This is a genomic window from Haladaptatus halobius (assembly GCF_020618475.1).
Taxonomy (GTDB): domain Archaea; phylum Halobacteriota; class Halobacteria; order Halobacteriales; family Haladaptataceae; genus Haladaptatus; species Haladaptatus halobius.
Genome location: NZ_CP085335.1, coordinates 2,150,405 through 2,162,576, shown reverse-complemented (window position 1 = coordinate 2,162,576; position 12,172 = coordinate 2,150,405). Strand labels below are relative to the sequence as shown.

Sequence of the window (12,172 nt, the reverse complement as noted above, 5' to 3'; positions counted from 1 at the left end):
GACGATTAGCCATCGCGCCAGTTCTCGCAGACAAACGCGTCGTCGCCCGCGGCGACCGGCCCGGTGTACCAGAAGCGGTCGAGAAGCGGTCCCCCTTCGTCGGGGCTGAGAGTCCACAGTACGTCGCCCATCTTCGGGTCGAAGGCCCTGACGCGATCCGGATAAGCGCTGCGCACTCGCTCACGGACGAGGAGCGCGGTCGGCGTGATTACGACGCTTTCGTAGTCCGTTCCGCCCGCGGAATCGTTCTCCGACTCCTTCTGCCACAGTCGTTCGCCGGTTTTCGCATCGAACTCGGCCAGCCACCCGTCGAGCGACGTGACGAACAGGCGACCGTCCCGAACCGCCCTCGCAATGGTGAAATCCTTCGCGTCCGCGCGCCAGCGATGTTCGCCGTTCTCGCGGTTGACCGCGAACACCCGTCCCCGCCGAGGTAGAGGCGACGACCGTCCGTGACCAGGGTTCGACCCTCTTTCAGGGCGAGACGCCGCGTTCAGCACTCCCTCCCGCCGACCGAGTAGGCCGCGAGCACCGTCTCGTCGTGTCGCACGGAGTGCTCGCAGAAGTAGAGATAGCCGCCGCCGACGACCGGCCACGAGTGCCAAACTCGGTCGGTCGCGGCGCTCCAGCGCGGGGTTCCGTCCGCTGCAGTGAACGCGACCACGCCCTGTCCGTACTTTCGGCTGCTGCCTTCGTAGAGGAGGTAGTCGCCGACGACGGACAGTTCGGTCGTCTGTTCTTGCTCCATCTCGGCTCGCCACCGTTGGGTTCCGTCCGCGAGACCGAACGCGGTGACGACATCTCTCCCGCGGAAACCCTCGTAGCCCGTGACGTACACTTGCCCCATCCGCGACGACGGGCCGGCCGAAGTTCTCAATATCCCACTCGGTTCGCCACGCTCGGCCTAGTTTCCCGCGCAGAGCGCTCCGCGCCGGAGCGTGATTCGTCCCGGCGCTGTCGTAGTCGGGAACCGGCCAGTCGGTCGGGTCGGTCACGAGCGGAAGCGCGTCGCAGGTCGGTTCTGGTTTCGATTTCCACGGCTTCGTCGCCGCCGCGTAACTTCCGGCCGCACCGACGCTGACGCTCGCGGTGCAGAGTCTGAGCAGTCGCCGCCGCGAGATACCGGCCTCGCGGTCGGAGGGGATGGAGGGCATCGTGTTCGACGCTTCTCCGTTTCGCAATAAATATTCAAATTTTGAAACGTGCGGCCGACGCCGAACTCCGCGAGCCGCGTCGTCCCGCGGAGTTACGCAAGATAGTTCAATCCGCTTCCCCGAGATTCGGGCATGACCGACTACTTCGAGGTTCACGACAGGGACGGGGCGGCCCGCATCGGGGAACTCCGCCTCACCGAGTCCGTGACGACGCCGGGACTCGCTGACGGCGTTCTGGACGACGCAGGGAGCCTCTGGTTCGAGGAGCGCGAACTGCCGGAGGGCGACGAGTCGAAACTGACCGTCCTGCCCCACCGCGCCTTCCCGAGCGGCACCGACGAGGAAGTGATGGAGTCGTTCGCGGTGGACTACCCGGACGTGGAGTACCCGAGCGCGGCGGTGGTCGCGCCGGAGACGGCGGGGAACTTCGGGACGGACGCCTACGTGCTCTCGGGTGCCCGCGGGTTCGTCGGCCACGGCGTCGGGTTCAAGGACGCCGTCATCGAGACGCGCGAGGCGATTCCGTCGGACAGCGCACTCTTGCTCTCCGGGGTCGCCACGCCGCGGAACGTGGCGACGCTGGTCTACGCCGGGGTCGACCTCGTGGACGTGGATCGGGCCGTGGTGAAGGGAACGCAGGGGAAGTACCTGACGACGGAAGGCGAGTACCATCTTGACGAACTGCGGGAACTCCCCTGTTCCTGTCCGGCCTGCCGGCGCACGGTGGAGGAGTTCACCCGCGAGCACTGCGTCGAACACAACGTCGACGCGCTCCGGGCCGAGTTGGCGGTCGTCCGCGAGCGCATCCGGGCGGGGCGGCTCCGGGATTACATCGAAGGACAGGCCCGCCACGACCAGTGGCTCACCGCCGCGTTCCGGGAGTTTGACCAGCAGTGGGACTACCTCGAACGGCGGACGCCCCTCGTTCGAAATACGGAACTCGCGGCGGCGACGGAAGATTCCCTGCGCCGAGTCGAGATCCAGCGATTCGCCGACCGCGTGACGACGCGCTACCGCAACCGATTCCGGAATCCGCTGGTGCTCGTCCCCTGCTCGGCGAAAAAACCCTACAGTGAATCCCAGAGCCACGGCCAGTACCACGACGCCATCCAGTTCAAGGCGCACAAGGTGTCGATGACGAGTCCCATCGGCGTCGTGCCCCAAGAACTCGAACTCACCTATCCAGCCCAACACTACGACTCGGTGGTGACCGGGCGCTGGAGCGAGGACGAAAAGCGGTTCGTCGCCGAAGTCCTGCGACGCTATCTGGAGCGAAACGAATACCCGAAGGTCGTCGCCCACGTCCCCGACGAGGGCTACCGCGACGTGTGCGAACGAGTCGAGGATGCGCTCGACCTGTCGTTCGAGTACACCGTGGAGGGCCACCCGACGAGCACCGAATCGCTCGGCAACCTCGCCAGCGAGCTATCGGGCGAGTTGAAGTACGGCAAGCGCGAGCGCCAGCACAACACAGTCCGGGCCATCGCGGACTACCAGTTCGGTGACGGGGCGGGCGACGACCTCTTCTCGGACATCACCATGCAGAGTCGCTACCCCAAACTCCGCGTTCACGACGCGGAGGGCGAACAGCTCGCGGCGATGGTTCCCCAGTACGGCACGCTCTCGTTCACGCTGGCGGGCGCTCGCCGGTGGGTCGAGAGCGACGCGCCGGAAAAGCGGGTCGAGATAGACGCCTTCGCGCCCCACGGGAGTGTCCTCGCACCGGGCGTCGTGGACGCGGACGACGACATCCGCGTCGGCGACGAGGTGGTCGTCGAAGGGCCGAAGGCGTTCGCCGTCGGACGCGCGGAGATGGCGGGGTCGGAGATGGTAGAATCGACGCGCGGCGTCGCGACGGACGTGCGCCACATCGAAGAGAAGTGATCGAGCGAGAGTAGTCCGAATCGGGCGAAAAATAATAACCTTCTGCGCGTGGGTACACTCTCGTATGGGAGCGCCTGCCGACATCGAATTCGAAGACACCGTTCACCGACGCATCTACGAGCAGGTCGAACAGCGCGGTGCCGTCACCGTCGAGGAAGCCCGCGACGCGGTGCGGATTGACTCGCCGACCGGATCGAAACCGGCGCGCTCGGGAACGACGGAGCCGAAGACGCGCATTCCGCCCGAGGAGTTCCGCGAACACGTCACCGAGATGGTGGACGCCGGACACCTCGAGGAGCGCGACGATACGCTCCACCTCGTGCTGGACGAAGGTGCCGAGGCGTACGAGGAGGGCGACCTCTCGTACCGAGTTCGCCCGGCTCGCCAGTCAGATTGGAAAGGCATCGAAACCGCGATTCGGGAGGTCGCGGACGAAGGCGCGTCGATATCCGCGGAACAGGTCGCAGCGGACATCGACGACGAAGGCGCGCTGTTGCGCCACAACGACCGCCAGTCACGGATGTTCTATGTGGCGACCCTGAACGAGGTGGGCGACGAGGGTGCCGAAAGCGATGACGACGGCGAAATCGTCGGTTGGGTGCACGTGGACGCCCCGGAACTCGACAAACTGCGACACATCGCCGAACTGACGGTCGGCGTTCGAGAACCCTACCGCGAACGCGGCGTCGGCGGCCACCTGCTGGAGCGGGCGATGGGCTGGGCGCGCGACGCGGGTTACCAGAAGGTGTACCAGAGCGTTCCGGCGACGAACGAAACGGCGATCGAGTTACTGGAGGAACACGGCTGGGAGACCGAGGCGGTTCGGGCGGATCACTACCTCGTCGGCGACGAATTCGTGGATGAAGTGATGACTGCACGGGAACTGTAACTCGATTTCGGCGGTCGGTGATCATCTACTCCCGCCGGAACGGTCAGAAAACCCGTCTTGACGGTGTGTTACTCCTCGTTTCGTCGCCCGTGTGCGACGAGGAGCATCCACACTGCGCCCACGAGAAGCCCCCACACGAACACCACCAGAAGCGGCCAGAGGACGACCGGCCCGGCGACCGTCATCGTCGCACCTCGGTCGGAGAGTCGGTCGCTATCCACTGCTCTACGCGCTCCGGGTTCCGAATCTCGACCCAGCCGTTCGAGCAGAAGACGGTTTCCCATTCTGATAGGTTATCTGACATGCTCGGCTCCACGTCGGGGTCGGTGATCGAGACGCGATCGCACGGTTCGTCGTGGGCATCGACGTACCGTCCCCTGAGACACGGAAGACGGACGAGGATTTTGTTATTCGGCGAGTATTACGACGGTAGGCACCGCTTACGCCCGTCGAACTGCAGTTCGACGGGTGTACGTGACAGAAGACATTTATCGGTAGTCAAACGAGAGGGACTCGATGCCCTCCAGACGCGACGCGCTCCGAGCGTGCGGTGCCACACTGACCCTCTCGGTCGCCGGTTGTCTCTCGTCCGACATCGACCGGACGGGAACCGACGGTTCGGTCGACGACTCGACCACCGATTCGACCGCCGACCCGACGACCAGTCCGTCCCCGCCGGAAGCGCGCGAGGTGAGCGTCGGCGATGTCGAACGCGGCGTGCCGATGGCTTTGCCGGATTTCCGGTGGCCTGACGTAACAGTTCCGCGCGTTCGCGGTCGGCGAGGCGTCGTCCGAATCGGACGACGCCTCGCACACCCTTTGGGTCGGAACGCCACCGACAAGACCCGAACGGTCGAGTTCGCGTTGACGACGAGCGAGACGACGACCGAAGACGGAGTAGGAGATGCCCGTTTATCGGGCCAGCGGGAGGTTGTAGCTCTTCTCGCGCTCCACGACCGCCTCCCACGTGTGTTCGCACTCGCAGGTTACTTCGTCGAACACGGAGGGGACTTGGCGCAAGTCGAAGTCCTTGATGGCTTTCTGCACGAGGTCGTCGCACTCGCCGCAGTTGTGCGGGCCGCGGTCGCTCCCGTGTCCGACGGGGTCGGAGACGACGATGGCGGGCGCGGCGGCGGTGTCCCGTAGCACCTCGCAGACGCTCCAGAGCCAAGGTGGGCGGTAGCCGTCCCGGAAGTACAACTCGTCGACCATCGTGTACCGCTGGACGTTGGTCGGGTTCATCGAGACGGTGTGGGCGTACTCGGCGCATCTGCGGACGGACTCTTTCATATCCCGTACCGCCTCGCGCTCCGAGAGGAAGGGCGGTTTCATCAGCAGATATGCCTTGATGCCCGCGCCGACCGACTCGGCGTGTTCACTCGCCTCGACGAACTGCTCGAAGTCGAAGTACTTGTTCACGCAGTCGTGGCGCACGCGGTCGTTCGCCGTCTCCAGCCCGATGGCCACGTCGGTCTCCAGACCGACGCCCGTGAAGTCCTCCAACTTCTCTCGCTTCACGAAATCGGGCAGGCTCTCGACCACGATTCGGTCGCGGTCGGCGAACGTCTCCGCGATGGCCCGGCGCGTCTCAGCGCCGACCTCGCGCTCGTCCAGAAATGACCCGGAGGTGTATATCTTGATGAGACCGCTCTTCTCGTCGGCCTCCTCGCGCTCGTGTTCGAGACAGACCTCGATCTGATCCATCAGCGCCTCGTGGGCGACGCTCCCACCTTCGACCGATTCGGCGACGTAGCCGCACATCGTGCAGCCCCCGGCGCGCGCCCAGCGACAGCCACCCGTGTTGAGGATTATGGTGAGGCTCTGGTAGACGCCGTCCGGCGTGTTGTCCTCGTCCAGCCACACCCGCGTCGGCTCGTGAGGGTCGTAATGTTTCTCTTTTTTCGCGCGAATATCGCGCATCACCGCGTTGTGGGCGTCCATACCCTTGCCCTGTTCGTACCCTTCGGGACTCGGCTTGCTCATTGTCGGGAAGAACGGCTACGAGCGTAAATCGGCTTCGTCTCGCCGGGCGACCGTCCGCGAAACCGTCCACCAGACCGCGACGGCCACCGTCGCCCCCACTGCGTCGGCGACGGCGTCCGCGACCGAGGCGTGTCGAAGCGGAACGGTCAACTGCGCTATCTCCATCACCACGCCGTAGCCGGTCGCGCCCGCGACCGCGAACACGAGCGCCTCGCGCTCGCCCCCCACGCGACCGTGAGTGCGCCTGCCCGCCAGCGCGGCACCCAGACCCCCGTAGCCGACCGCGTGAACCCACTTGTCCGTACCGACGAGTCCGAGCGCCCCGGTCGGTGTGATGCCGCCGTCGGGCGTCGTGAACACCGAAAAGTAGCAGATGACGGCCGCGACGACGAGGAAGACGACCCAGCGAGCGCGTGACGGAACTCGATACACGTTCCGTTCGATTGGCGAGCGTCCTGAAAAAGCCGTCGTCCGAATGTTCTCCGTTATCGAATAACTAATCGTTTCATCGACGTGCAAGCAGGGCGTCGTCGGTGAGTTCCCGAACTGATAGATAAAACGAGGCGAAACGACGCAAATTAATTTACCGACCCGATAGCAAACTTCGCCCTCTCGCAACGTCTGGCCGTAGTATGCCCGAGAATACCCGACGAACGTTTCTGAAGACGGTCGGCGTCGCGGTCGGTACCGCGAGCATCGCCGGTGCGAACTCGTTCGAGTCCGCCGACGTACCGAAGACGACGAGCGACGCGACGCTCGACGGCTCGGCTCCCGCCGAGACGCCGCCGACGAACTGGTCGACGTTTCAGCACGACGCCGCGAACACCGGACACGCCGAAGACACCGGTGGCGTGAACGAGACGCCGTGGATAGAGTGGAGCGAACTACTCCTCCAAGGACACATCCCCGAACTCTCGGCACCGGTCGTCGTCGACGGCGTCGCCTACCTTATCACCGACGAGCCGAGCCAGTCGGTCCTCGCCTACGACGTCGACACTCGCGAGACGAAGTGGGTCTCCGACGCGCTCTTCGACTCGCGACCGTTCGACGCCGCACCGACGATCGTGGATGGGTTGGTCTTCGTCGCCAGCGGAACGCGAGTGCACGCACTCGACGCGGGCGACGGAAGCGAAGCATGGACGTTCCAGACGCCGTATGATGCGCCGGAAAGCAAGTGTGACGCGCCGTACGTTCGGGCGGCGTCTCCGACCATCGTCGGCGAGACCGTCTACGTCACGGGTCGCTACGATTGGGACTACGACTCCGTCGGCCATCTTTCGGCACTCGCTCCCGACGACGGGAGCGTTCAGTGGCAGGGTACCATCGACGGATATCCCGGCCCCTCGCTCACGTCTCCAGTCATCGCGGACGGCGGAACCGAACTCTGGAACGTACTACTGTGCGGAAGACCGCGAGCACCGAGCCATTGCGCGGTGACGGGCGACCGGGCGTACGTCACCGACAACGCCAGCTACCTCTACTCGCTTTCCGGCCCGACGAAAGCGACGAACTGGCGGCGCTCGTTCGCGTCCGCCAGTGGTCTCGAAACGTCCCCGCCATCGACGACGCCAACGTCTACGTCATCGACGGCGACGACGACCTCCGCGCCATCAACCGCGCGTCCGGAAAAGAACTGTGGCGCACTCCCCTCGGCGGGGACGGAGACCGAAGCTACGACCCCGTCTACGACCCGGTCGTCCACGACAACACCGTCTACTGTGCCGTCGGCAGGTACGCTTCCGAGAGCTAGTACTTCCAGGCCATCGACACCAACAGCGGCGAGGAACTGTGGCGTTACCGCACCGACCACGGCGTCGGAAAACCCCTTATCCGCGACGGAGTTGTCTACTTCATCGACGAGAACCTCCGTTACGGGACACCGCACGTGTACGCCCTCGACGCGACGACCGGCGAGGAGCGGTGGTCGAGCACGACCGACGCGACCCCCGACGACGCGTCGACGCCGAACGTCACAGCGCCGGTCGCGCTCGCCGACGGCACGGTTCTCGTTGCAACCGAGGACGGACTACTCGCCTTCGATGCTGACGACGGGTCGCAGCGATGGACGTACGACGGCGATACGCGAACCGTCGGAACGGCCGACGGTCTCGTCTTCGTCGGCGAAAACTTCGACTACAACGCGGACGTGGTCGCGCTGAACCCGGCAGACGGCTCCGAGCAATGGCTGTTCGACACACACCGCGGCACGCCGTATTTCCTGGACGATTCGCACGCGCTGACTCCTCCCCGCCGTGGAAGACGGTCGCGTCTACGTCGGCAGCGACGACCGGCGGGTGTACGTCCTCGACGAGGAGACCGGCGACGTGCGGACCCGGTACGAGACGTTCGGTCGAGTTGTCGATGCTCCGCGGTCGAGAGCAACACCGTTTACGTCGCTAACGGCGCTTACCTGTACTCGTTCGGAGCGACCCGGTGACGCGGTAATAGCGCCTCCTCTTTTCCTCGTAACCGAAATCGGTTACGAGTGGTTGGCAACGACTAACACGATAGCGATCCAATATAAACGTTGGAACTTACTATGACCGACTTAGGCGGTTTTCACGACCACGTGGCCCGCGTCGACCTCTCCGACGGAGCGGTGAACTACGAGGGCGTCGACGACGACGACGCGAGAAAGTACATCGGCGCGCGCGGGCTGGGGGTAAAGTACGTGTTCGACCAAGGACCGGACGTCGACCCGCTCGGCCCGAACAACCTGTTGGCGTTCATGAACGGGCCGCTGACTGGTACGCAGACCGTGATGAGCGGTCGAATCGCGGTCTGCACCAAGTCGCCGTTGACGAACACCGTAACCGACAGTCACCACGGCGGTTGGAGCGGTGCGCGCTTGAAGTGGGCCGGATTCGACGGCCTGCTGTTCGAAGGCGCGTCCGACAACCCGGTGTACGCCGTCGTCGAGGACGAGGAAGTCGAACTCCGCGACGCCTCGCACCTCTGGGGCAAGGGCGTTCACGAGACGCGCGATACCTTGGAAGAGGAGGTCGAAGGCGCGTACGGCAAGAACCTCTCGATGATGGCTATCGGGCCGGCGGGCGAGAATACGGTTCGGTTCGCCTGCATCATCAACGAGGACGACCGGGCCAGCGGTCGCGGCGGCACTGGCGCGGTGATGGGGTCGAAGGGTCTCAAGGCCGTGGTCGTCAAATCCACGACGAAGATGCCGAAACCCGCCGACCCGGAGACGTTCCAGAAGGGTCACCAACAGGCGATGCAGGCCATCCAGGAGTCCGACGTGACCGCACCGAACGAGGGCGGTCTCTCGATGTTCGGGACGAACGTTCTGATGAACGTCACGGAGGAGATGGACGGCCTGCCGACCCGGAACGCGAAATTCACCAGCACGAGCAGCGAGGCGGACTCCGACTCCGACGAACGGAGCATCGACGCCGAGAACGTCTCCGGCGAGAACGTCCGCGAGAACATCCTCGTCGACGAGCCGACCTGCCACTCCTGTCCGGTCGCCTGCAAGAAGGAAGTCGAGGTGCAGGTCAACCACAAGGGCGAGGATATGAACGTCCGGATGGAGTCCTACGAGTACGAGTCGGCGTGGGCACTCGGCCCGAACTCGATGAACGACGACCGCGACAAGACTGCCCTGATGATGGATCGCTGCAACGATATGGCGGTGGACACCATCGAGATGGGGAACACGATGGCGATGGCGATGGAGGCCACCGAGGAAGGTCGGCTGGACGAAGGGTTGGCGTGGGGCGACGTGGACACGATGGTCGAGATGATCGACCGCGTGGCCCACCGCGAGGACGAACTCGCGGATCTGCTGGCCGAGGGGGCAGCTCGCGCCGCCACCGAACTCGGCGACCCCGAGATGGCGCTCGACGTGAAAGGCCAGACGATGGCCGCCTACGACCCGCGAAGCATGAAGGGGATGGCCATCGGCTACGCGACCAGCAACCGCGGCGCGTGCCATCTGCGTGGCTACACGCCCGCCGCCGAGATTCTCGGCATTCCGGAGAAGGTCGAGCCGACCGAGTGGGAAGGGAAGGGCGAACTCTGCGCCACCTTCCAGGACATGCACGCCATCAGCGACTCGTTCGACATCTGCAAGTTCAACGCCTTCGCGGAGGGCGTCGAGGAGTACGTCCTGCAGTACAACGGCATCACGGGCCTCGACGTGACCGAGGACGAATTGATGGAGACGGGCGAGCGCATCTACAACCTGGAACGTTACTACAACAACCTCGCCGGTTTCGACGGCGACGACGACGACTTGCCCGCTCGGTTCGTCGAGGGACACCCCGACGCCATCCCCGGCGAAGGCGGTTCGGAAGGCTCGCTCGCCGAACTCGACGAGCTGAAAGCGGAGTACTACGACGTGCGCGACTGGGAAGACGGCGTCGTGCCGGACGAGAAGTTGGACGACCTCGGCATCGACCTCGGGCCGGGAACGGGCGTCAGTCGCGGCGGCGCGGCGGCCTCCGGCGACGACTGAGTCGAGAAGCCGATTTCAGGTTCGAATTTTTGGCGGTCAGTTCCTTGGAGCGATAGCCTCGGCATGCATCGGTTCGCTCAGGAGTCGGCGAGGATTAACGTCGGTGTCCGCGGGGTGCGTTCGCCGCGCGCGAGCGAAATCGCCCTTGATACGCCTCGTTTCCCTCTGAGCTTAGTAAGAAAACGTCAGTAAAATCCCATCCGGATGTTCTGCACTAATTTACTGGCGAGCGTCATTCTCCGAGCGCATGGCAACATCTGCCACATCGAAAGTTTCTAAGTACGGCTACCGAACGGGACGGTGGCATGACCGACCGTTCCAACGGCTACGGCGCTCAGAAGGACTCCCCGAAGTTCGAAACGATGGCGGTAACCCACGCGGAACAACCGTCGCACGACGAACGAGCGGGCGACGTGACGATGCCGATCCACCTCGCGTCGACGTACGAGGTCGGCGGCATCGACCCCGACGTCGCCCTCGAAGATTTAAATCCGGACGAGAACCAGTATCTCTACTCGCGCCTCTCGAACCCGACCCGTCACGCCTTGGAGAAGCGACTGGCGGCCCTCGAAGGCGGCGACCACGGGATGGCGTTTGCCTCCGGCACCTCGGCCATCGTCGCCACCGTCACGGCGTCCGTCTCGCCCGGCGACCATATCGTCGCGTTCGACGACCTCTACGGCGGGACGAAGACGATGCTCAAGGAACTGTTCCGCGACCGCCTCGACGTGGCGGTCGATTTCGTGGACGCCCGCGACACCGACGCCGTCTCGGACGCGGTGCGCGATGACACCGCCCTCATCTGGATGGAGACGCCGACGAACCCCCTCCTCCGGCTCTGTGACATCGAAGCCATCGCCTCGGTCGCCGAGTCGGTCGGCGCGACCCTCGGCGTGGACAACACTTTCCTGTCACCGTACTTCCAGCGCCCGCTCAAACTCGGCGCGGACGTGGTCGTCCACAGCACGACGAAGTACCTGAACGGCCATAGCGACTCCATCGGCGGCGTCGCCGTCACCAGCGACGACGAACTGGCCGACGAGATCGGCTTCCTCCAGCGGGTCGGTATGGGCAATATACTCGCGCCGTTCGACGCCTTCCTCACCCTTCGCGGGCTGAAGACGCTCCCCCTGCGGATGCGCCAGCACGAGACGAACGCCGCCGAGATCGCGGCGTATCTGGACGAACACGACGGGGTCTCGACGGTGTACTACCCCGGCCTCCGGTCGCACCCGCAATACGACCTCGCCGAGCGACAGATGGACGGCGGCGGTGGCGTCCTCTCGTTCGAACTCGACGGCGACCTCGAAGACGTGGAGCGGTTCGTCGCCGAACTGGACGAGTTCGCGCTGGCGGTCAGCCTCGGCGGAGTCGAATCGCTCGTCGAGCACCCCGCGAGCATGACCCACTCGCCCCTGACGCCCGAAGAGCGCGAAGAACTCGGAATCACCGATTCGCTGCTTCGTGTTTCGGTCGGCGTGGAGCATCCGAAAGACCTCATCGCCGATTTGGAATCGGCGTTCGAAGTATTGGAATAGAGGATTCGCGGATTCTTTCAGCGAACCGAGTTCCCGTGTCACATTCTTCTTGAACGTTCTCGGCCGATTCCACTGAGGTGGCGCTACCGACGCTATGATGGTATCCTCGAAAGCCCTCAGCCGCTACGCTCGCGCGCCCCGCGCTGTGCGCCTCAGTCGCTCATTTCACTTGCTCCTTGTGGTGCTTGCAGGGTCGTGCTTCGCGTAGCGACTTCGCCATTTCAATCCACCAGGAAGTACTCGAATGGGCTGG

General features: G+C 64.6%; 12 protein-coding genes and 1 pseudogene. 7 read left to right on the top strand and 6 right to left on the bottom strand.

Annotated elements, in window-relative coordinates:
• Positions 1–5 precede the first annotated feature (5 nt).
• Both LIW51_RS12625 and LIW51_RS12620 read right to left on the bottom strand, forming a co-directional pair.
• Positions 6–419: an outer membrane protein assembly factor BamB family protein gene (locus LIW51_RS12625; RefSeq protein ID WP_227374471.1), complete on the bottom strand. Its 414-nt coding sequence runs from the start codon at positions 417–419 to the stop codon at positions 6–8.
• Positions 420–493: 74 nt separating this feature from the next.
• Positions 494–877, bottom strand: coding sequence for an outer membrane protein assembly factor BamB family protein (locus tag LIW51_RS12620; protein ID WP_227374470.1), 384 nt, complete (start codon positions 875–877; stop codon positions 494–496).
• A 409-nt stretch (positions 878–1,286) separates the two neighbouring features.
• Between LIW51_RS12620 and arcS the strand changes: the two genes are divergently transcribed.
• The gene (arcS, locus tag LIW51_RS12615; RefSeq protein WP_227374469.1) at positions 1,287–3,038 is read left to right on the top strand and encodes an archaeosine synthase subunit alpha; all 1,752 of its coding nucleotides are present in this window, start codon (positions 1,287–1,289) and stop codon (positions 3,036–3,038) included.
• A 64-nt stretch (positions 3,039–3,102) separates the two neighbouring features.
• Positions 3,103–3,927 (top strand): GNAT family N-acetyltransferase, encoded by an 825-nt coding sequence (locus tag LIW51_RS12610; protein WP_227374468.1) that lies wholly within the window; start codon positions 3,103–3,105, stop codon positions 3,925–3,927.
• A 181-nt stretch (positions 3,928–4,108) separates the two neighbouring features.
• On the opposite strand, the gene LIW51_RS38545 is transcribed toward LIW51_RS12610, so the two are convergent.
• The 4 genes from LIW51_RS38545 to LIW51_RS12595 form a co-directional block, all read right to left on the bottom strand.
• Complete coding sequence (locus LIW51_RS38545; protein ID WP_255766670.1) at positions 4,109–4,231, bottom strand: hypothetical protein; 123 nt, start codon at positions 4,229–4,231, stop codon at positions 4,109–4,111.
• Between the two features lie 184 nt (positions 4,232–4,415).
• Complete coding sequence (locus tag LIW51_RS12605; protein ID WP_227374467.1) at positions 4,416–4,763, bottom strand: hypothetical protein; 348 nt, start codon at positions 4,761–4,763, stop codon at positions 4,416–4,418.
• Positions 4,764–4,839: 76 nt separating this feature from the next.
• On the bottom strand, positions 4,840–5,910 hold the full coding sequence (locus LIW51_RS12600; RefSeq protein WP_227374466.1) for an archaeosine biosynthesis radical SAM protein RaSEA: 1,071 nt from the start codon (positions 5,908–5,910) through the stop codon (positions 4,840–4,842).
• Positions 5,911–5,925: 15 nt separating this feature from the next.
• On the bottom strand, positions 5,926–6,429 hold the full coding sequence (locus tag LIW51_RS12595; RefSeq protein WP_227374465.1) for a VanZ family protein: 504 nt from the start codon (positions 6,427–6,429) through the stop codon (positions 5,926–5,928).
• Positions 6,430–6,542: 113 nt separating this feature from the next.
• Between LIW51_RS12595 and LIW51_RS39165 the strand changes: the two are divergent.
• The 5 genes and pseudogenes from LIW51_RS39165 to LIW51_RS12565 form a co-directional block, all read left to right on the top strand.
• Positions 6,543–7,226, top strand: a pseudogene (locus LIW51_RS39165) (outer membrane protein assembly factor BamB family protein); the annotation flags it as partial.
• Complete coding sequence (locus LIW51_RS39160; RefSeq protein WP_368411792.1) at positions 7,220–7,660, top strand: outer membrane protein assembly factor BamB family protein; 441 nt, start codon at positions 7,220–7,222, stop codon at positions 7,658–7,660. The pseudogene LIW51_RS39165 and the gene LIW51_RS39160, both read left to right, overlap by 7 nt.
• Positions 7,661–7,795: 135 nt before the next feature.
• The gene (locus LIW51_RS39155) at positions 7,796–8,347 is read left to right on the top strand and encodes an outer membrane protein assembly factor BamB family protein (RefSeq protein ID WP_438267339.1); all 552 of its coding nucleotides are present in this window, start codon (positions 7,796–7,798) and stop codon (positions 8,345–8,347) included.
• Between the two features lie 102 nt (positions 8,348–8,449).
• A complete protein-coding gene (locus LIW51_RS12570; RefSeq protein WP_227374463.1) occupies positions 8,450–10,381 on the top strand; it encodes an aldehyde ferredoxin oxidoreductase family protein in 1,932 nt (643 codons plus the stop codon).
• Between the two features lie 305 nt (positions 10,382–10,686).
• Entirely contained in the window at positions 10,687–11,919 is a 1,233-nt protein-coding gene (locus LIW51_RS12565) for a trans-sulfuration enzyme family protein (RefSeq protein WP_368411737.1), read from the top strand.
• Positions 11,920–12,172 lie beyond the last annotated feature (253 nt).

Coding starts and splice junctions, on each gene's coding strand:
- arcS (WP_227374469.1), top strand. CDS start 1,287: ATGACCGACTACTTCGAGGTTCACGACAGGGACGGGGCGGCCCGCATC.
- LIW51_RS12610 (WP_227374468.1), top strand. CDS start 3,103: ATGGGAGCGCCTGCCGACATCGAATTCGAAGACACCGTTCACCGACGC.
- LIW51_RS38545 (WP_255766670.1), bottom strand. CDS start 4,231: ATGTCAGATAACCTATCAGAATGGGAAACCGTCTTCTGCTCGAACGGC.
- LIW51_RS12600 (WP_227374466.1), bottom strand. CDS start 5,910: ATGAGCAAGCCGAGTCCCGAAGGGTACGAACAGGGCAAGGGTATGGAC.
- LIW51_RS12570 (WP_227374463.1), top strand. CDS start 8,450: ATGACCGACTTAGGCGGTTTTCACGACCACGTGGCCCGCGTCGACCTC.
- LIW51_RS12565 (WP_368411737.1), top strand. CDS start 10,687: ATGACCGACCGTTCCAACGGCTACGGCGCTCAGAAGGACTCCCCGAAG.